Origin of the sequence: Pseudomonas batumici (assembly GCF_000820515.1) — a bacterium.
In the GTDB taxonomy this organism is placed as follows: domain Bacteria; phylum Pseudomonadota; class Gammaproteobacteria; order Pseudomonadales; family Pseudomonadaceae; genus Aquipseudomonas; species Aquipseudomonas batumici.
Map to the genome: position 1 here is coordinate 153,905 of NZ_JXDG01000061.1, position 16,634 is coordinate 170,538.

The 16,634-nt window shown below is 63.3% G+C and carries 18 protein-coding genes and 1 pseudogene; 10 read left to right on the plus strand and 9 right to left on the minus strand.

Going from position 1 to position 16,634, the window contains the following annotated elements:
• Positions 1–11: 11 nt before the first annotated feature.
• The 3 genes and pseudogenes from UCMB321_RS31895 to UCMB321_RS23800 all read left to right on the plus strand — a co-directional run.
• Positions 12–779, plus strand: a pseudogene (locus UCMB321_RS31895) (MCP four helix bundle domain-containing protein); the annotation flags it as partial.
• Positions 780–845: 66 nt separating this feature from the next.
• The gene (locus UCMB321_RS31900; RefSeq protein WP_425338611.1) at positions 846–1,634 is read left to right on the plus strand and encodes a methyl-accepting chemotaxis protein; all 789 of its coding nucleotides are present in this window, start codon (positions 846–848) and stop codon (positions 1,632–1,634) included.
• Between the two features lie 169 nt (positions 1,635–1,803).
• The gene (locus tag UCMB321_RS23800) at positions 1,804–2,784 is read left to right on the plus strand and encodes an alpha/beta hydrolase (protein WP_040071131.1); all 981 of its coding nucleotides are present in this window, start codon (positions 1,804–1,806) and stop codon (positions 2,782–2,784) included.
• Between the two features lie 10 nt (positions 2,785–2,794).
• Here UCMB321_RS23800 and UCMB321_RS23805 read toward each other — a convergent pair whose 3' ends face one another.
• From UCMB321_RS23805 to UCMB321_RS23815, 3 genes are all read right to left on the minus strand, one after another.
• Positions 2,795–3,388, minus strand: a complete 594-nt coding sequence (locus tag UCMB321_RS23805; protein ID WP_040071132.1) for an HAD family hydrolase — start codon at positions 3,386–3,388, stop codon at positions 2,795–2,797.
• Positions 3,385–4,254, minus strand: coding sequence for an acyl-CoA thioesterase II (tesB, locus tag UCMB321_RS23810; protein ID WP_040071133.1), 870 nt, complete (start codon positions 4,252–4,254; stop codon positions 3,385–3,387). The genes UCMB321_RS23805 and tesB overlap by 4 nt, the downstream gene beginning before the upstream one ends.
• A gap of 147 nt (positions 4,255–4,401) precedes the next feature.
• The gene (locus tag UCMB321_RS23815; protein ID WP_040071134.1) at positions 4,402–4,971 is read right to left on the minus strand and encodes a GNAT family N-acetyltransferase; all 570 of its coding nucleotides are present in this window, start codon (positions 4,969–4,971) and stop codon (positions 4,402–4,404) included.
• Positions 4,972–5,076: 105 nt separating this feature from the next.
• Here UCMB321_RS23815 and UCMB321_RS23820 point away from each other — a divergent pair, with 105 nt between their 5' ends.
• Complete coding sequence (locus UCMB321_RS23820; protein ID WP_040071135.1) at positions 5,077–5,997, plus strand: histone deacetylase family protein; 921 nt, start codon at positions 5,077–5,079, stop codon at positions 5,995–5,997.
• Between the two features lie 449 nt (positions 5,998–6,446).
• Complete coding sequence (locus UCMB321_RS23825; protein WP_040071136.1) at positions 6,447–7,685, plus strand: TIGR03862 family flavoprotein; 1,239 nt, start codon at positions 6,447–6,449, stop codon at positions 7,683–7,685.
• Between the two features lie 159 nt (positions 7,686–7,844).
• Here UCMB321_RS23825 and rhlE1 read toward each other — a convergent pair whose 3' ends face one another.
• Both rhlE1 and yedA read right to left on the minus strand, forming a co-directional pair.
• The gene (rhlE1, locus tag UCMB321_RS23830; RefSeq protein WP_040071137.1) at positions 7,845–9,182 is read right to left on the minus strand and encodes an RNA helicase RhlE1; all 1,338 of its coding nucleotides are present in this window, start codon (positions 9,180–9,182) and stop codon (positions 7,845–7,847) included.
• A gap of 72 nt (positions 9,183–9,254) precedes the next feature.
• Positions 9,255–10,145, minus strand: coding sequence for a drug/metabolite exporter YedA (gene yedA / locus UCMB321_RS23835; protein ID WP_040071138.1), 891 nt, complete (start codon positions 10,143–10,145; stop codon positions 9,255–9,257).
• A 159-nt stretch (positions 10,146–10,304) separates the two neighbouring features.
• Between yedA and UCMB321_RS23840 the strand changes: the two genes are divergently transcribed.
• On the plus strand, positions 10,305–10,766 hold the full coding sequence (locus UCMB321_RS23840; RefSeq protein WP_040071139.1) for an Lrp/AsnC family transcriptional regulator: 462 nt from the start codon (positions 10,305–10,307) through the stop codon (positions 10,764–10,766).
• Between the two features lie 159 nt (positions 10,767–10,925).
• Here the strand turns inward: UCMB321_RS23840 and UCMB321_RS23845 are convergent, their stop codons facing one another.
• On the minus strand, positions 10,926–11,492 hold the full coding sequence (locus tag UCMB321_RS23845; protein WP_084615149.1) for a BRO-N domain-containing protein: 567 nt from the start codon (positions 11,490–11,492) through the stop codon (positions 10,926–10,928).
• Positions 11,493–11,942: 450 nt separating this feature from the next.
• Here UCMB321_RS23845 and UCMB321_RS23850 point away from each other — a divergent pair, with 450 nt between their 5' ends.
• Both UCMB321_RS23850 and UCMB321_RS23855 read left to right on the plus strand, forming a co-directional pair.
• Positions 11,943–12,230, plus strand: coding sequence for a type II toxin-antitoxin system Phd/YefM family antitoxin (locus UCMB321_RS23850; protein WP_040071140.1), 288 nt, complete (start codon positions 11,943–11,945; stop codon positions 12,228–12,230).
• On the plus strand, positions 12,220–12,510 hold the full coding sequence (locus tag UCMB321_RS23855) for a type II toxin-antitoxin system RelE family toxin (protein ID WP_040071141.1): 291 nt from the start codon (positions 12,220–12,222) through the stop codon (positions 12,508–12,510). The genes UCMB321_RS23850 and UCMB321_RS23855 overlap by 11 nt, the downstream gene beginning before the upstream one ends.
• A 27-nt stretch (positions 12,511–12,537) precedes the next feature.
• Here UCMB321_RS23855 and UCMB321_RS23860 read toward each other — a convergent pair whose 3' ends face one another.
• From UCMB321_RS23860 to UCMB321_RS23870, 3 genes are all read right to left on the minus strand, one after another.
• Positions 12,538–13,149: a 3'-5' exonuclease gene (locus UCMB321_RS23860; protein ID WP_040071142.1), complete on the minus strand. Its 612-nt coding sequence runs from the start codon at positions 13,147–13,149 to the stop codon at positions 12,538–12,540.
• Positions 13,150–13,175: 26 nt separating this feature from the next.
• Positions 13,176–13,655, minus strand: coding sequence for an NYN domain-containing protein (locus UCMB321_RS23865; protein ID WP_040071143.1), 480 nt, complete (start codon positions 13,653–13,655; stop codon positions 13,176–13,178).
• A 172-nt stretch (positions 13,656–13,827) separates the two neighbouring features.
• A complete protein-coding gene (locus UCMB321_RS23870; protein ID WP_040071144.1) occupies positions 13,828–14,601 on the minus strand; it encodes a DUF2076 domain-containing protein in 774 nt (257 codons plus the stop codon).
• 183 nt (positions 14,602–14,784) lie between these two features.
• Between UCMB321_RS23870 and UCMB321_RS23875 the strand changes: the two genes are divergently transcribed.
• Both UCMB321_RS23875 and UCMB321_RS23880 read left to right on the plus strand, forming a co-directional pair.
• A complete protein-coding gene (locus UCMB321_RS23875) occupies positions 14,785–15,447 on the plus strand; it encodes a YciC family protein (protein WP_040071145.1) in 663 nt (220 codons plus the stop codon).
• Between the two features lie 10 nt (positions 15,448–15,457).
• A complete protein-coding gene (locus UCMB321_RS23880) occupies positions 15,458–16,540 on the plus strand; it encodes an endonuclease/exonuclease/phosphatase family protein (RefSeq protein ID WP_040071146.1) in 1,083 nt (360 codons plus the stop codon).
• The last annotated feature ends 94 nt before the right edge of the window (positions 16,541–16,634 follow it).

Below are 16,634 nucleotides of genomic sequence, written 5' to 3' on the forward strand. Positions count from 1 at the left end.
GAGCATCAGCCATGAGCCTGAGAAATCCGAGCATCGCCCAGCGTGCGCTGGTCAGCTTCGGTGTGATCGCCCTGCTGGTCCTGCTCCAGGGCTTGTTTGCCCTGCAACAGGTCGCCCAGGTGCGGGCCACTGGACAACATATCGAAACCATCTCCTTGCCCAGCACCCGTTACCTGGGCGAAATCCGCGACTACGTGCTGAGCATCCGTGTGCTGAGCCTGCGCATGGCGCTCAATCGCGAGCCCAAGGTGCTCGAGTCGACCGTCGCGCGCCTGCACCTGGTCAAAGGCTGGCTGCAGGACTCGCTGGACAAGTTCGCGCCACTGGTCGACGAGCACAACCGCAAGCCCTATGACGCCTTCCTGGCCACGGTGCAGGATTATCGCCAGACGCTGGATCAGTACGAGCAGTTGTCACAGCAAAACCGCAGCGAAGAAATGAACGCCCTGCTCAACGGCAGGATCCAGGAGTATTCGACACGCACCGGCGATCAGTTCGCCGAACTGGTCAACCTCAGCGCCCAGGAAGTCGGCGACTCCGCCGCCCGCGCCGATACGCTGTATGGCCGGGTGAAAGTCACGGTGATCGGCGCGCTGGTCGCCGTCTCAGGCCTGACACTGCTGCTGGCCTGGCGGTTGATCCGCAGTATCGTGGGGCCGATTCGCCAGGCCATGCACATCGCCGAACAGGTGGCCAGTGGCGACCTGACCAGCACCCCGCACAGCCACGGCAGCGACGAGACCGCGCGCCTGCTCAAGGCCCTGGCGAGCATGCAGGACAGCCTGCGCGAGACCTTGCAGATGATCAGCGGCACCTCCGGCCGATTGGCCGACACTGCCGGGCGGATGAACCGGAGCACCGAGCAGGACAGCCGCCGCGTGCAGCAACAGCATCAGGAAATCGAACAGGCCGCCACCGCGGTCAACGAGATGACCACGGCCGTCGAGGAGGTCGCGCGCAATGCCGTCTCCACCTCCGACGTCACCCGTCAGTCGAGCGAACAGGCCAGCCAGGGCCGCCAACGGGTGGACGCGACCCTGGGCTCGATCCAGTCGATGAGCAGCGATGTCGGCTCGGCGCTGCAACAGGTGCAATCGCTGGCCGAGCAATCGCGGGAGATCGGCAAAGTGCTCGATGTGATTCGCGCGATTGCCGAACAGACCAACCTGCTGGCCCTCAACGCGGCCATCGAGGCGGCTCGCGCGGGTGAGGCCGGGCGCGGCTTTGCCGTGGTGGCCGATGAAGTACGCGCCCTCGCCCACCGCACCCAGCAGTCGACCCGGGAAATCGAACAGATGATCGCCAATGTCCAGGGGCGTACCGACAGCGTCGTAGATTCGATGCACGGCAGCCACCAACGGGTCGCCGACACCCTGGCCTTCGCCGAGCATGCCGGCAGTGCCCTGGGCGAGATCACCCGGGCCATGGAGCAGATTCACGAGCGCAACCTAGTGATTGCCAGCGCCTCGGAAGAACAGGCCCAGGTGGCGCGCGAGGTCGACCGCAACCTGCTGAACATTCGCGACCTGTCGCAGGAAAGTGCCGAGGCGTCGCGCCAGACCCAGGCCACCGGCCATGAGCTGGCCCAACTGGCGCTGGACCTGCAAGGCCTGGTGACCCGCTTCCGGCTTTAGCTGCCAGACCGCCACCCGGGCTGGCTTCCCGGCCACGCAGCAGCGACACTCGACAAGAGACCCACAAGAGGATTCCGGCATGCTCTGGAAAACAGCAAGACGTGGCGACGGTGGGGTGGAGGCTCGCGGCGGCGGCCAGTACGACACCTTGGCTGCAAAGCACCGGAAAATGTACCGACTACTCACACTGGCCGCGCTCTGCCTAGGTGCCTCCAGCCTCCAGGCGGCACAGCCGGCAGTGCCGGTCATCAGCCCCGAACGGCTGGCCATGGGCGCCGGGGAGCTTTCGCTGGGCCTCAGCCAGGACTGGCGCCAGCCGCTACCGGAAGTCCAACGGGCAGTGATCATCGTGCATGGTCGCCTGCGCAACGCCCAGACCTATCTGCACAGCGCCGAGCAGGCCGCCGCCCTGGCCGGACAAGCGACCACCAGCCTGGTCATCGCCCCGCAGTTCCTCAACGAAAGCGATGTACGGCGCCATCACCTGCCGGATCACCTGCTGCGCTGGCGGGGCAATGACTGGATGGCCGGTGCGGACTCGACCGGACCTTCGGCGCTGAGTTCCTACACGGCCCTGGATGAAATCCTCGCGCGTCTGGACGATCGCAAAGCGTTTCCGGCACTGCGCGAAGTGGTCGTCGCCGGGCACTCCGGCGGTGCCCAGGTGGTGCAGCGCTATGCACTGGTGGGGCATGGCGACAGGCAATTGGCGGGGAGCGGCATCAAGCTGCGCTATGTGATCGCCAACCCGTCGTCCTATGCCTATTTCAGCGCCCAGCGACCGGTGGCAGGATTCAATCCGTCGAGTTGTCCGGGGTTCAACCGCTGGAAATACGGCCTGCAGGACCTGCCAGCCTACGCCATGGGGCAATCACCCGAGCAGTTGGAGCAGGGTTATGTGCAGCGCGATATCACCTACCTGCTGGGGCAACGGGATACCGACCCGAATCATCCGGCCCTGGACAAGAGCTGCGCGGCGGAGGCCCAGGACGCGTATCGGTTGATTCGTGGACATAACTATTTTGCCTACCTGCAGCAGCGTCATCCGCAAGGGTTCACGCAGACGCTGGTGGAGGTGCCCGGGGTCGGGCATGACGGTGATGGGATGTTGACCTCGCCACAGGGGCAGAAGGCGTTGTTCGGGAAGTAGGCGATCCTCATCAAGCCGAAAGCATCTGCCGAAGCACCACGCAATCCTCGGCATGCCAATCCGTCAGCTCCGGCCAGGGGTTGTCCGGCAGGTTGACCAATACCGTCCTCGCCCCCGCCGCCCGTCCGCACTCCAGGTCGATGCGATAATCACCGACCATCACCATCTCGCTCGGCGCCACGTCCCAGGCGGCGGCCAGTTTCAACAGGCCACCCGGATGCGGCTTGGGCGACGCTTCGTCGCGGCCCAGCACATCCTCCACCGCGAAACAGTCGGCCAGACCGATGGCCTCCAGCGTCACATGGGCCAGCTCGCGGGCATTGCGCGTGAGGATGCCGAGGCGATAACCGCGCCCGGCCAGCTCGCGGACCAGCTCCACCGCCCCCACCGCCGGTTTCGAACCCAGCGCCAGATCCCGCTCATGCTCCAGCAACCAGGCATGTTTGGCGGCCGCCTCATCGGCGGGCAGCGCCGCCAGATGCTTGAGGATGTCGTGTTCCGGCGGAATCGACAGGGCCACGCGGATGGCGGCGAAATCGTGCACGGCGACGGTCAGGGTGCCGTCCATGTCGAACACCCAATGACGCACATCCGACAGACTCATGCCCAATCCTTGCGATGACGGATCAGGCCTTCCTGGGTCACCGAGGCCACCAACACCCCGGCGCGGTTGTACACGCTGCCCCGGGAGAACCCGCGGGAGTTGCCGGCCCAGGGGCTGTCCATCGCATACAGCAACCAGTCGTCGGCTCGCAGGTCGGCGTGGAACCACAGCGCGTGGTCGAGGCTGGCGACCTGCATATCCTTCTGCCACACCGACTTGCCATGGGGCAGCAAGGAGGTGGTCAACAGGCCGAAGTCCGAGGCGTAGGCCAGCAGGTACTTATGCAGCGCCGGCGAGTCGGCCAGCGCACCGTCGGCGCGGAACCAGACGTACTTGACCGGGTCCGACGGCTGCGGGTTGTATGGGTCCTTCTCGGTGACCGGGCGCACTTCGATGGGCTTGGGACACAGGAGTTTGTCGCGCATGTGCTCGGGGATCAGGTGGGCGCGCTGCTGGGTGAGTTCCAGCTCGGTGGCCAGGTTCTCCGGCCCCACCACCTGGGGCATGCTGCTCTGGTGCTCGAAGCCGGCTTCGTCGTACTGGAACGAGGCGCTGCACGTGAAGATCGGCTGGCCCTTCTGGATCGCCGTGACGCGCCGCGTGCTGAAACTGCCGCCGTCGCGTACCCGGTCGACCGAGTAGACCACCGGCAGTCCGGCATCGCCCGGGCGCAGGAAATAGCCGTGCATCGAATGCACATGCCGCGCCGGCTCGACCGTCTGGCTGGCCGCCGACAGCGACTGGCCCAGCACCTGGCCGCCGAACAACTGGCGAAACCCGAGGTCCTGGCTGCGGCCGCGAAACAGGTTTTCTTCAATCGGCTCCAGGGTCAGCAAGTCGACCAGGTCTTCCAGCACTTGGCTCATTCAAACGCTCCTCACACAGGGCAATACGGTTCACTTAAAGACGCTATCAAGCCATCCGTGCTTGTGTGGCCAGCAGGCTTGCCACAGGCCTCGAATGATACAGCGTTTGTCGCTCCAGGCGTTGCAGCGGATCGGCCAACCCCGCGGCTATCCAAGCAGGGTTCGCAGCCATTGCTCGCGACTGATGCGGTAGAGCACGTGATGACGCAACGGATGGTCGTCGGCAAGCTTCGGATGATCGAAATCGGACTGCGGATCGTAATCCATGCCGATGGCCTGCATGACCTTCTGCGAAGCCGTGTTGCTCTCGGTGGTAAAGGCCACGATCTCCTCCAGGGCCAGGTGCTCGAAGCCGCAACCCAACGCGGTCCAGGCCGCCTCGCTGGCGTAGCCCAGGCCCCAGTGCTCGCGGGCCAGGCGCCAGGCTATCTCCACCGCAGGGGTGAAGGCGGCGTCGAAGTTCACCTGCATCAACCCGGTCAGGCCGATAAAGGCCCCGGTGTCCTTGCGCTCCAGGGCCCAGAGGCCAAAGCCGTATTCGGCGAAGTGCCCGCGAATCCGTCCGATCAATGCGGCACTTTCCAGACGGTTCAGGGCCGTCGGGAAATAGCGCATCACCTGAGGGTCGGCACACATCCGGGCAAACTCCGGCAGGTCCTCGTCGCGCCACTGGCGCAACAGCAAGCGTGCGCTCTCAAGTTGCAGTATCGGCTCCATCAATTCCTCCCGCGGATGCCTTCAAGGCTGACTCCCTGCTCATCAGTGTACCGCGCTGATAAGATCCTTCACTTCTTCCTACATGTCTTCCCACATAAGCATGCCATGCCGTTGCCCCTGATCTACCACGATGACTACAGCCCCGAGTTCCCGGCGGAGCATCGCTTTCCCATGGACAAGTTCCGCCTGCTGCGCGATCACCTGGTGGACAGCGGCCTGACCCGGGACGCCGATCTGCTGCGCCCGGAGATCTGCCCTGTGGATATCCTCGCCCTGGCCCACGACCGTGGCTACATCGAGCGCTACCTGGCGGGCGAACTGTCCCGCGAAGACCAGCGCCGCCTCGGCCTGCCCTGGAACGAGGCCCTGGCGCGCCGCACCGTGCGCGCGGTGGGCGGTTCCCTGCTGGCCGCCGAGCAGGCGCTGGAGCACGGCCTGGCCTGCCATCTGGCGGGCGGCACACACCATGCCCATTACGATCATCCGGCGGGGTTCTGCATTTTCAACGACCTGGCGATCATCAGCCGCTACCTGCTGGAAAGCGGTCGCGTGGGTCGGGTGCTGATCTTCGACTGCGACGTGCACCAGGGCGACGGCACGGCGCGCATCCTGGAAGACACCCCGGACGCCATCACGGTTTCCCTGCACTGCGAGAAAAACTTCCCGGCGCGCAAGGCCCACAGCGACTGGGACATTCCCTTGCCCATGGGCATGGGTGACAGCGACTACCTCAAGGTGGTGGATGACGCCCTGAACTACCTGCTGCCGCTCTACCAGCCGGACCTGGTGCTGTACGACGCCGGCGTGGATGTACACAAGGACGATGCCCTGGGTTACCTGAAACTCACCGATGAGGGTGTGGCCGCCCGGGATGAAAGCGTCCTGCGCCATTGCCTGGGCCGGGATATCCCGGTGGTCGGGGTGATCGGCGGCGGCTACAGCAAGGATCGCCAGGCCCTGGCCCGGCGCCACGGGATCCTGCACCACAGCGCACGGAAGGTCTGGACGTCATCGGGTTGTCATTGAAGCCTGGGCTTACCCACAATGGCTGTGGAGCCGCCTGTGGATAACCTGAGTGAAATACGCTACGGGCCTTACGGGGAAAGGGTTACAGAAGGCTGTATGTTTTTCGTACAGCGCTGAATCCACCGCTCCCCCCACAGGCGAATGCGCTCTACTGTAGGAGCGGCCGGTCGACGCTCGATTGCCGGCGATGGCGTCCTTGAAATCAATGCAAGGCTCAAGGGCCTCATCGCCGGCAAGCCGGCTCCCACAGTGGTCCGCGTCAAACACATGACTCGGGGACGACAGCAATCCGGTGGGAGCTGGCTTGCCGGCGATGAGGCCCTCGAGCCTTGAGGTGCCCGTCCAGCTGCCATCGCCAGCAAGCTGGCTCCCACAAGAATCCGCATACACCACAGCATCGGCGGAAAAACGTAGAATGCCCGGCTCGTTCAGCCAAGTCGCCGCCCGCCATGACCCAACCAGCCCCTGACGCCTCCTCCCACGTCGCCATTATCGGTGGTGGCCCCGCCGGCCTGATGGCCGCCGAGGTGCTGAGCCAGGCGGGTATCCAGGTCGACCTCTACGACGGCATGCCCTCGGTGGGGCGCAAGTTCCTCCTGGCCGGCGTCGGCGGCATGAACATCACCCATTCCGAAGCCTATCCGGCGTTCCTGTCCCGCTACGCCGAACGGGCACCGCAGATCGCCCCGTTGCTGCGGGCCTTCGGCGCCAATGAACTGTGCGAATGGATTCACGGCCTGGGGATAACTACCTTTGTCGGCAGCTCCGGCCGGGTCTTCCCCAGCGACATGAAGGCCGCCCCACTGCTGCGTGCCTGGCTCAAGCGCCTGCGCGAAGCCGGGGTAGTTATCCACACCCGCCACCGCTGGCTGGGCTGGCGCGATGGCAGCCTGGTTATCCACAGCCCCGACGGCGAAAAAACCCTGCGTCCCGAGGCCACGCTTCTGGCGCTGGGTGGCGGCAGTTGGGCGCGACTGGGCTCCGACGGGGCCTGGCTGCCATTGCTTGAACAACAGGGGGTGACGGCTGCACCGTTGCAGCCGAGCAACTGCGGCTTCGACGTCGCGGGCTGGAGCGAGGTCCTGCGTGACAAGTTCGCCGGTGCTCCACTGAAGAACGTCGCCATCGCCCCGCCCCAGGGCACGCCGCGCCTGGGGGAATGCGTGATCACCGCCAGCGGCATCGAAGGCAGCCTGATCTACGCGCTGTCCGCACCGATCCGCGAACAGATCAACCATCAGGGCAGCACGACGATCGAGATCGACCTGCTGCCCGGCAAGCCCCTGGACAAGGTCCAGGCCGCGCTCGCCAAACCGCGCGGCTCACGCTCCATGGCCAAGCACCTGCACAGCCAGTTGGGCATCGACGGGATCAAGGCGGCATTGCTGCGCGAGCTGACGAATGCCGAGACCTTTGCCGACCCGGCGCGACTGGCCGGGGCCATCAAGGCCTTGCCGCTGACGCTGGTCAAGACGCGGCCGCTGGACGAGGCCATCAGCAGCGCGGGTGGCGTACCGTTCGAGGCCTTGAATGAGCGATTGATGCTCAAGGCGTTGCCCGGGGTGTTCTGCGCCGGCGAGATGCTCGACTGGGAAGCGCCCACCGGCGGCTACCTGCTCACCGCCTGCTTTGCCAGCGGGCGGGTGGCGGGACACGGGATGCTGGAGTGGTTGCGGCAGCGGGCTTAAGATTTTCGAGCCCCCGCTCGCACCGGCAAGGGGAAGCGTTCCCGCAGGAAATCTCAGGGTGACACGGACAACTGTGGGAGCCGGCTTGCTGGCGATGGCGTCCGCACAAACGACGCATGGCTCAAGGGCCTCATCGCTGGCAAGCCGGCTCCTACAGCCTTACGGCTTGCGCTTGCGCGGCCCGGTATTGAACGCCGGCACCTTGCGCACCGGCTTGATCGGCGGCGCCACATCTTCCGGCTTCTCGCCGCTGTCCACCCACTTGCCCAGGTTGCGCTTGCCGCCGCCGGAGACTTTCGGTTTTTTCGGCTTCTTCGGTTTCTTGACCACGTTGCCCGAGGCATCGGTGTCCGGCACCCGGTGATCCGGCTCGAAACCAGCTTCGTCCTGGCGTCTGAGGGTCTGACGGGTCAGGGTCTCGATCGCCGACAGCAGATTCACCTCATCGGCGCAGACCAGGGAAATCGCCTCACCGGTGGCCCCGGCACGACCGGTACGACCGATCCGATGAATATAGTCCTCGGCCACGATCGGCAGGTCGAAGTTGACCACCAGCGGCAAGTCCTCGATGTCCAGGCCACGGGCCGCCACATCGGTCGCCACCAGGATCTGGATCTCGCTCGCCTTGAAGCGGTCCAGCGCGCGCTGGCGGGTGGCCTGGGGCTTGTCGCCGTGGATGCCGTCGGCATTGACGCCCAGGCCCTGGAGTTTTTCCACCAGCTGGTCGACGCCATTGCGGGTCTTGGCGAACACCAGGACCTGCTTCCAGTGCTGCTTGCGCATCAGGTGCACGAACAGCTCCGGCTTGCGCTTCTTGTCCACCGTCACCAGCCACTGCTTGACGGTGTTGGCCGCCACGTTGCGCGGGCTGACTTCAATGCTCAGCGGATCGTTGAGCATCTGCCCGGCCAGCAGGCGGATGGCATCGGAGAAAGTCGCGGAAAACAGCAGGGTCTGGCGCTTTTTCGGCAGGGCCTTGTAGATATTGCCCAGCTCCTCCTGGAAACCGAGGTCGAGCATGCGGTCGGCTTCGTCGAGCACCAGGGTCTGCAGCTGGTTGAACTTGAGGGCGTTCTGGCGGAACAGGTCGAGCAGGCGGCCCGGGGTCGCCACCAGCAGGTCGACGCCCTTGCGCAGCTTCATCATCTGCGGATTGATGCTGACGCCGCCGTACACCGCGTAGGTGCTCAGCGGCAGGTGCTCAGCGTACTGGCGCACGCTTTCATGCACCTGTTCGGCCAGCTCGCGGGTCGGCACCAGGATCAGCGAACGCACCGAGTTGGCGGCGACTTTCGGCCCTTCCATCGTCAGCAGTTGCAGCAGCGGCAAGGCGAAACCGGCGGTCTTGCCGGTGCCGGTCTGGGCCGCGGCCATCAGGTCGCCCCCCGCCAATACGGCGGGAATGGCCTGGGTCTGGACCGGTGTGGGGGTCTGGTAACCGAGGGTGTCCAGGGCCCGCGTCAGGGGTTCGATCAGGCCGAGTGTGGCGAATGTCATGGGGATCCCGTAGAAAAAAGCACCGGAGGAAAAGTGTCAGCGCATGGAAGCAATGCGCGGCAGTTTACCCTGTCAGGCCTCTTTCGGCTTGCGCCACTGCGGTAAACCGATCAACACCACGGCGCTGATGATCACGGCCATGGCGATGCACTCCGGCCAGCCGATGCGCTCGCCGGCGAAGAGGATGCCCAGCAGCACCGCCACGGCCGGGTTGACGTAGGCATAACTGGTGGCCGCCGCCGGACGCACATGCTTCAACAGGTACATGTAGGCGTTGAAGGCGATGATCGAGCCGAAGAACGTCAGGTAGGCCAGGGCGATCCAGCCGTCGGTCGAGGGCATCTGGGTCAGGCGCTCGCCCCGGGCAAAGCTGGCCAGCAGCAATATCCCACCGCCCACCAGCATTTCCGCCGCGCTGGCCATGCCCCCCTGGGGCAGCGGCAGGTGCTTGCTCCACACCGAACCGAAGGCCCAGGTCGCCGCCGCCAACAACAGCAGGCCGGCGCCGAGCGGGCTGGCTTGCAGGTTGGAGCCCATGTTCAGCAGGGCGATACCGATCAGGCCGAGCACGATCCCGGCCCATTCGAGGCCGGTATTGCGGCTGCCCCAGAAATAGCCGAAGAGCAGGGTGAACAGCGGCACCGTGGCCACCGTCAGCGCGGCGACGCCCGAGGCCACACCCATGTGCTCGGCCAGGGTCACCGCGCCATTGCCGAAACTGAGCAGCAGCACGCCGATGGCCGCCGCCGCTTTCCATTGTTGCCAGGTCGGCGCCGGTACCCCGCGAAAGCGTTGGTAGACGTACAGCAGGCTGCCAGCGATGACGAAACGGATGCCGCCCATCATCAACGGCGGCCAGAATTCCACGCCGATACGAATGGCCAGGTAGGTCGAGCCCCAGATGAAATACAACGCAAAAAAGGCACCGATCAGCGGTAACGGAAAGCGGCGTGGGGCAGGCATGGGGCGGATCCAGGCTGGACAAGGGAAAGCTATTCTAGAAAGGCGCCTGGCAAATAATAAGTTACAAAACTCTGTTATAAGGCCGGTACACTTTGCAATAAATGGATATCACGGCTGTTTGCCGTTGTTTCGAAAGCCCATGTAGTAGAGAGGCTGTGGATGGATAAATACGATCGTTTGATCCTGGGTGAGCTGCTGGACAATGGCCGTGCCTCGTTCGCCGAGCTGGCGCGCAAGGTCAACTTGTCCGCGCCGGCGGTAGCGGAGCGGGTGGCGAAGCTGGAAAGCAGTGGGGTCATCACCGGCTACCAGGCCAAGGTGGACCTGGCCAAGATCGGCCTGCCGATCCAGTGCGTGATCGAGTTGCGGCTCAACCAGCATGGCAAGCAGCAGGTCTACGACGACCTGGCGCAGATTCCGCAGATCACCGAATGCCATCGGGTGACCGGGGATCCCTGTGTGATCCTGCAGGCGGCGGTGGGGAGCATGGCGGAGCTGGAGCAGTTGATCAATCGGGTTGCGCAGTTCGGGTTCAGCAAGACCTCGATTGTGCTGTCGAGCGCGATTGAGCGGCGGGTGCCGTTGGGGCATTTGGAAGTGAATGGAAAGGCGAAGGGTTGATAAATCGGCTGCGGCGTTCTGCCTGGGAGTCCGTGTTGGCCGGTTTTGGGGGCGCTTCGCACCCCATCGCGAGCAAGCTTGCTCCTACAGGACCGCGTCGTACGCAAAGCCTGTGTACGACGCAAAACCTGTAGGAGCAAGCTTGCTCGCGATAGCTATCTACCAGATACCACCGCACCCACCGACCGGCACCACCTGCGGCATATCACGCAGCCGAATCCACGGCTCCTTGCGCCAATGCAACAGACTCAACGCACCACCATCCCATTCCAGAATCCCAAGACTCGGCGCCTGGGTCAAAGCCGGCTGTGGCTGACCGCGCAACATCGGCAGCACCTGATGCGTCAGCCATTGGCGCAGGTGGCGATTCTCCGGCAGGTAGTGATACACCAGCATCGCGTAGACACCAGATTCGCTGAGCATCAGGTGATCTTCAGATTGGCCACTACCCTTGAGTTTCAGCACCCGCCGCTGATCCGGATCGAGTTTGATGGCTTTACGTTCATGCCACTCGATACCCATCAAATGCCCGATATCACGAGCACAGAACCAAGCTTCGTCATGCAGGAGCAAGGCGCGGAGCTTGAGGTGGTAGCGGGTGAAAATGTGCGGTTCGAAGACGATATCAACAGCCAGATCACACGGCTTTGATGCGTCAGGAACACTGCCGTTATCAAGAAGGCTTTGTATGGTTTCAGCAGGACTTTCTAGACTGACTTTTTCCATTGTTGGAATACTCCGAGAGATTCAAGGAGCTGCCATAAAAGCCTTCCTACGGACTTGGGTGGCAGCCGTACGCGGGGTAGGAACCGAGCTCTCTCGGGACACTCGGCCACGAATCAACGTGCCCGCGCACGGCCGCCATAACAGATCCCCGAATACAAAATCGGGGCATCATGGTGGATGCTCAGTACCGACAGAGTCAATTGCAAGGGTTCCTACGCCCTGTCACCGATTTGGCGATGACAGGAGAAAGGCTAACCTCACTGCACCGCTCGGGAAAGACAGCGCAGGTCGCCACTAGCGGTACGACATTTCCTAAAACCACACGACAATCGCGTCTGTCGACCGCGCCAGCCCAATCCTTCGTAATATCTGGCGACTGACGGCTAAAGTGACGCCTTGCCCAACAGGAATAAAAAGACCAAAATAACGACCTATTTAGGAGTCTTTATTATGCAAAGTATTTTGAGCAACATGGTCGTGAGCATCTCTGAACTCAAGAAAAACCCATCGGCCGTGTTGAGCGGAGCGGGTGGCGCACCAGTGGCAGTGCTGAACCATAACCGTGTTATGGGTTACATGGTGCCTGCGGACATGTTCGAGACGATGATGGAGCGCCTGGACGATCTGGATCTGGCTCAGTTGGCCAGGGCACGCATTGAGGCCAATGAAACGCCTGTGCGTGTTTCTTTTGACGACCTGATTGCCGAAGCCCAGGCCGATATCGCAAATGGGCGCTGAGTACACCATCGAGTGGGATCCCAAGGCGCTGAAGGAGCTACGCAATCTGGACGGCGCACTTCGACTGCAACTGCTGCGCAAGCTCGATGAGCGTCGGCGTGGCCCACGTGTTCAGAGTGACGCGCTCCATGGACTCAAGGACTGCTACAAAATCAAGCTGCGTGGGGCCGGGTACCGGCTCGTTTACCGAGTCGAAGACGAACGAATCGTTGTTGTAGTACTCGCTATAGGGAAGCGCGAGCGCAGTGCTGTTTATGAACAGGCCAAGAAGCGTTTCTGATCAGCCATGTAACAGCCGCAATGACGCTCAAACACCCCGATAGCGCTTCAAATGCTCGCCAATCTTCGCCGCCGGCACCTTCTGCAATTTGCACAACCACTCATGGGACAACACCTGCACCCCATGCTTGTCGCGCAACTCGCCGGCCATATGCGCCAGCAGGTTCGCCGCCATCTCGGCATCGGCCATGGCCCGGTGCGCCTGCCCCGTATGCGGCAAGCGGGCGAAGGCAGTCAGCGTGCCCAGCTTGTGATTCGGTGCCGCCGGCATCAAGCGCCGCGCCAGCAGCAACGAACAAGCAAAATTCTGCAAGCGCGTACGCTTGATCCGCCCCAGCTCGTAGTCCCAGAACTTCTGGTCGAACGCGGCGTTATGCGCCAGCAACGGAGTGGTCCCGACGAACTCGTTGACCTCGTTCATCACCCGCTCCGCCGACGGCGCCGTGCGCAACATGGCGTTGCTGATACCGGTCAGTTGTTCGATAAAGGCCGGCACCCTGACGCCTGCATTCATCAGGCTCTGGTAACGGTCGACGATGCGCCCTTGTTCCAGGATGACCACGGCGATTTCCGTGGCCCGGCACCCCGCGTTCGGCGTAATGCCCGTGGTTTCAAAGTCGATGACCGCAATACGTTCCAAAAGCCCAGCCCTTTGCAAAATCGGTTTCAGTTTTTCAACAACAACGCGCCTTCGATGGGCACGTAGCGGCTGGCGGCGCGGATCAGCGAATTGGCCGTCAGTCCCGGCACGCCATAGGCCACGGCCTCGACACCGTGCTTGTCGATGATGCGCGTGAGCAGCAGGTCGAAATCGCCATCGCCGGAGGCCAGCACCACTTCGTCGACATGGGGCGCCGCGTCCATGATATCGATGGTGATACCCACGTCCCAATCGCCCTTGGCCGAGCCGTCGCTGCGCTGGATGTAGGGCTTGAGCTTCACCGTGAAACCGAGGTTGCGCAGGATCTGCTGGAACTGCTGCTGCTTGCTGTCGCCACGATCGATGGCGTAGGCGTAGGCCTCGACAATCTGCCCACGCTGGCTGATATCGGCCCACAGGGCGGCATAGTTGAAGTGACAACCATAGGCCTGGCGAACGGTGTAGTAGAGGTTCTGCACATCGGCGAACACAGCGATTTTCTTCACCGCAAATCCTCATGGCGCAAAGGCGCACTGGCGGGTGATGACGAGCGCTCGGAAGCGATTAGGTGCGCAGTATGCCAGCCTGGGGGAAGGTTCAGCGAATAATCGGCGGGACGGGGATGAGCCGAGGGTGTCAAGCGCAGGCTCTGCGCTCGACACCCATCAGCGGCTGAGATCAGACGTAGGAATCGTCATCGTCAGAAAGGAAGGAACTGTCGCCACTGAAGTCGGCGTCGGCGAAACCACCCTGGTCATTACTGCCCCAGGAATCATTGTTGGCCATACGCTGATCGTCACCCCAACCACCGTTGTTGCTCATCGGGCTGGGCTCGATGATTTCCTCGATGATCTGCGGTTGCTGCTGGTTGTGATGGAACAGGCTGCTGATCCCTTCCGCCAGCATCACGCCACCGGCCACACCCGCCGCCGTTTTCAGCGCGCCACCCAGGAAGCCGCTGCCGATAGGTGCCGCCGGAGCCGCCTGCTGCGGCGCGGGCTGGGCGTAGGCCGGCTGCTGGGCATAGTTGGGTTGGGTGTTGTAGTTCTGCTGCGGCGGTGCATTGAATGCCGGACGCCCCGGCTCACGCCAGCCGCCCGCGGAACTGCTCGGTGCCGGTGCGGGCGCTGGATCGCGACTGCCCCCGAAAATGCTCGACAGGAAACCACCGCTGCTCGGTGCCGGTGCGGCACCCTGGGCGCGGGCCTGCTGCAACTCGTCCTGAAGCTGCTGCACCTGTGCCTGCAGTTGCTTGTTCTGTTCGTCGAGGCTCTTGATCGCGTGCTCTTGCACCAGGATCGACTGGGTCATGTAGTACGGTGCAGCCGGCTGGCGAGTCAGGTGCTCCTTGATCCGTGCTTCGGCCAGGGCGTCACGCGGGCCTGAACCCGTTTCGGCTTGCTGCAACCGTGAAAACAGTCCATCGATCAGGGTTTGCTCTTCGCTGTTCATGGCGACCTCGTTAGATTGCCGGGTAGAAATCGATTGCCCCGACCCAACCGGGCCCGGGCGTACATCAGTTATGGGGTTGTTACAGGAAGTTTCAATGATCCTTACCTAACGTTTACATTTGGGTGTCGGTCCGCGCCATCGGTTAAAGTGATGCCCTGCCCCAGCCTGTGCGATAGACAAGCGATGAACCCGTTCAATGTAATCCGTGACTCCCTGTACTTTTTCCAGCGCAACCTGCGCCAGATTGCCCTGCTCTGCCTGCCGCTGGTGATCTTCGAAGCCCTGCTCCAGCAACTGCTGGACAACGCCGTGGGGCCGGATGCCTCGCCGATCTACGGGTTGCTGGCCGGGCTGCTGGTCTATCCGCTCTACACGGCGGCGCTGATCCTGTTTCTCGATGCCCGCAGCCGTGGCGAGGCACCGCTCAACCGTGACCTGCTGGCCATGTCCCTGCGCCTGTGGCCGCGCTTTGCGCTGCTGTCGGCGGTCAACACCATCGCCATCGTGCTGGGCCTGTCGCTGTATTTCATTCCGGGCATCTGGCTGATCGTGGTGCTGGCCTTCTCCGAATACCTGCTGGTACTGCGCGGACGCGAGCCGCTGCAGGCGATCAAGGAAAGCTTCGCCTTGAGCCGCGGCCGCTTCTGGCTGACCTTCACCTGCATCTTGTGTGTCATGGGGCCGCTCTGGCTGTTCAAGGGCCTGAGCCTGAGCATCTACCCGGCACCGCAGAACCCGGTACTGACGCTGATCATCGACAGCGCCCACAGTTTTCTGCAACTGTTCACCAGCGTTGTGCTGTTCCGAATCTACATGCTGATTGGTGAAAATTCCGCCAACGACTGAAGCGAGGCCCATGACTCGTCTATTACGTTATCTGGTGGCCTGCCTGGTGATTACGGCGGGCCTGGTCGCCCTGCTGGTCTACAGCCTGACCTGGCGCCCGGAAGACCGGGAAACCCTGCCCGTGCGCTGCACCGCCGAAGCGCCGGTGCTGGTCCCGGGCCAGGCCCTCAAGGTAATGACCTGGAATCTCCAGTACCTGGCGGGCAAACGTTATGTGTTCTGGTACGACCTGGCCGACGGCAGCGGCCCGGACGAGCGTCCGACCACGGAGGACATGGCTTTCAGCCTGGACGAGGTGACGCGGGTGATCCGCGCCGAGCAACCGGACATCCTGTTGCTGCAGGAAGTCGACGAGAACGCCAAGGCCAGCGCCTACCAGGATCAGTTGAAGTTGCTCCAGGAGCGTCTGGCGGACCTGTATCCCTGCAGTTCCCAGGCGTTCGACTGGAAAGCCGACTTTGTCCCGAACCTGCATATTCTCGGTAGCGTCGGGCGCAAGCTGGCGACCTTGAGCCGCTATCAGGTCGAACACGCCGAGCGCCAGCAATTGCCCCTGGCGCCGGGCAATCTGCTCAAGCGTCAGTTCCAGCCCCGCCCGGCGCTGCTGGTGAACTACCTGCCGTTGAGCGACGGCGGGCAACTGGCGGTGATCAATACGCAACTGGGGGGCTATGCCCAGAACGACACCCAGTTGCGGCAAGTGCGGATGACCCGGCAATTGCTCGACAAGTTCGAGAGCCAGGGCACGCCCTGGCTGATCGGCGGCGATTTCAACCTGCTGCCGCTGAGCCAGTATCTGCGCCTGCCGGCGCGCTTGCGCGGCGGTTACTCGGCGGACAGCGAGTTGCATCTGTTGTGGGACCAGTACCCGATGATCCCGAGCAACAACGAGGCCAGCGGCATCGACCGTGAGCAGTGGCTGACGTACTACCCGAACGATCCCGATGTCAGCGGGCCGGATCGGACCCTGGATTACTTTTTCTACAGTTCCAAGCTCAATCGGGTCGAGGCACGGGTGCGGCAGGACGATACCTTGACGATTTCCGATCACTTGCCGCTGCTGGCGCGGTTTCTATTGCCGGCGGCCCAGTAGCCGCCCGCGTCATGCCTGCCTCCCCTTGTGGGAGCCGGCTTGCCGGCGATGAGGCCCGTAAGCCCGGCATCGACCATCAGGCCGCTATCGCCAG

Coding starts and splice junctions, on each gene's coding strand:
- UCMB321_RS23820 (WP_040071135.1), top strand. CDS start 5,077: ATGCCGTTGCCCCTGATCTACCACGATGACTACAGCCCCGAGTTCCCG.
- UCMB321_RS23870 (WP_040071144.1), bottom strand. CDS start 14,601: ATGAACAGCGAAGAGCAAACCCTGATCGATGGACTGTTTTCACGGTTG.
- UCMB321_RS23850 (WP_040071140.1), top strand. CDS start 11,943: ATGCAAAGTATTTTGAGCAACATGGTCGTGAGCATCTCTGAACTCAAG.
- rhlE1 (WP_040071137.1), bottom strand. CDS start 9,182: ATGACATTCGCCACACTCGGCCTGATCGAACCCCTGACGCGGGCCCTG.
- UCMB321_RS23825 (WP_040071136.1), top strand. CDS start 6,447: ATGACCCAACCAGCCCCTGACGCCTCCTCCCACGTCGCCATTATCGGT.
- UCMB321_RS23840 (WP_040071139.1), top strand. CDS start 10,305: ATGGATAAATACGATCGTTTGATCCTGGGTGAGCTGCTGGACAATGGC.
- UCMB321_RS23805 (WP_040071132.1), bottom strand. CDS start 3,388: ATGAGTCTGTCGGATGTGCGTCATTGGGTGTTCGACATGGACGGCACC.
- UCMB321_RS23845 (WP_084615149.1), bottom strand. CDS start 11,492: ATGGAAAAAGTCAGTCTAGAAAGTCCTGCTGAAACCATACAAAGCCTT.
- UCMB321_RS23815 (WP_040071134.1), bottom strand. CDS start 4,971: ATGGAGCCGATACTGCAACTTGAGAGCGCACGCTTGCTGTTGCGCCAG.
- UCMB321_RS23800 (WP_040071131.1), top strand. CDS start 1,804: ATGTACCGACTACTCACACTGGCCGCGCTCTGCCTAGGTGCCTCCAGC.
- UCMB321_RS23875 (WP_040071145.1), top strand. CDS start 14,785: ATGAACCCGTTCAATGTAATCCGTGACTCCCTGTACTTTTTCCAGCGC.
- tesB (WP_040071133.1), bottom strand. CDS start 4,254: ATGAGCCAAGTGCTGGAAGACCTGGTCGACTTGCTGACCCTGGAGCCG.
- UCMB321_RS23880 (WP_040071146.1), top strand. CDS start 15,458: ATGACTCGTCTATTACGTTATCTGGTGGCCTGCCTGGTGATTACGGCG.
- UCMB321_RS31900 (WP_425338611.1), top strand. CDS start 846: ATGAACCGGAGCACCGAGCAGGACAGCCGCCGCGTGCAGCAACAGCAT.
- UCMB321_RS23855 (WP_040071141.1), top strand. CDS start 12,220: ATGGGCGCTGAGTACACCATCGAGTGGGATCCCAAGGCGCTGAAGGAG.
- yedA (WP_040071138.1), bottom strand. CDS start 10,145: ATGCCTGCCCCACGCCGCTTTCCGTTACCGCTGATCGGTGCCTTTTTT.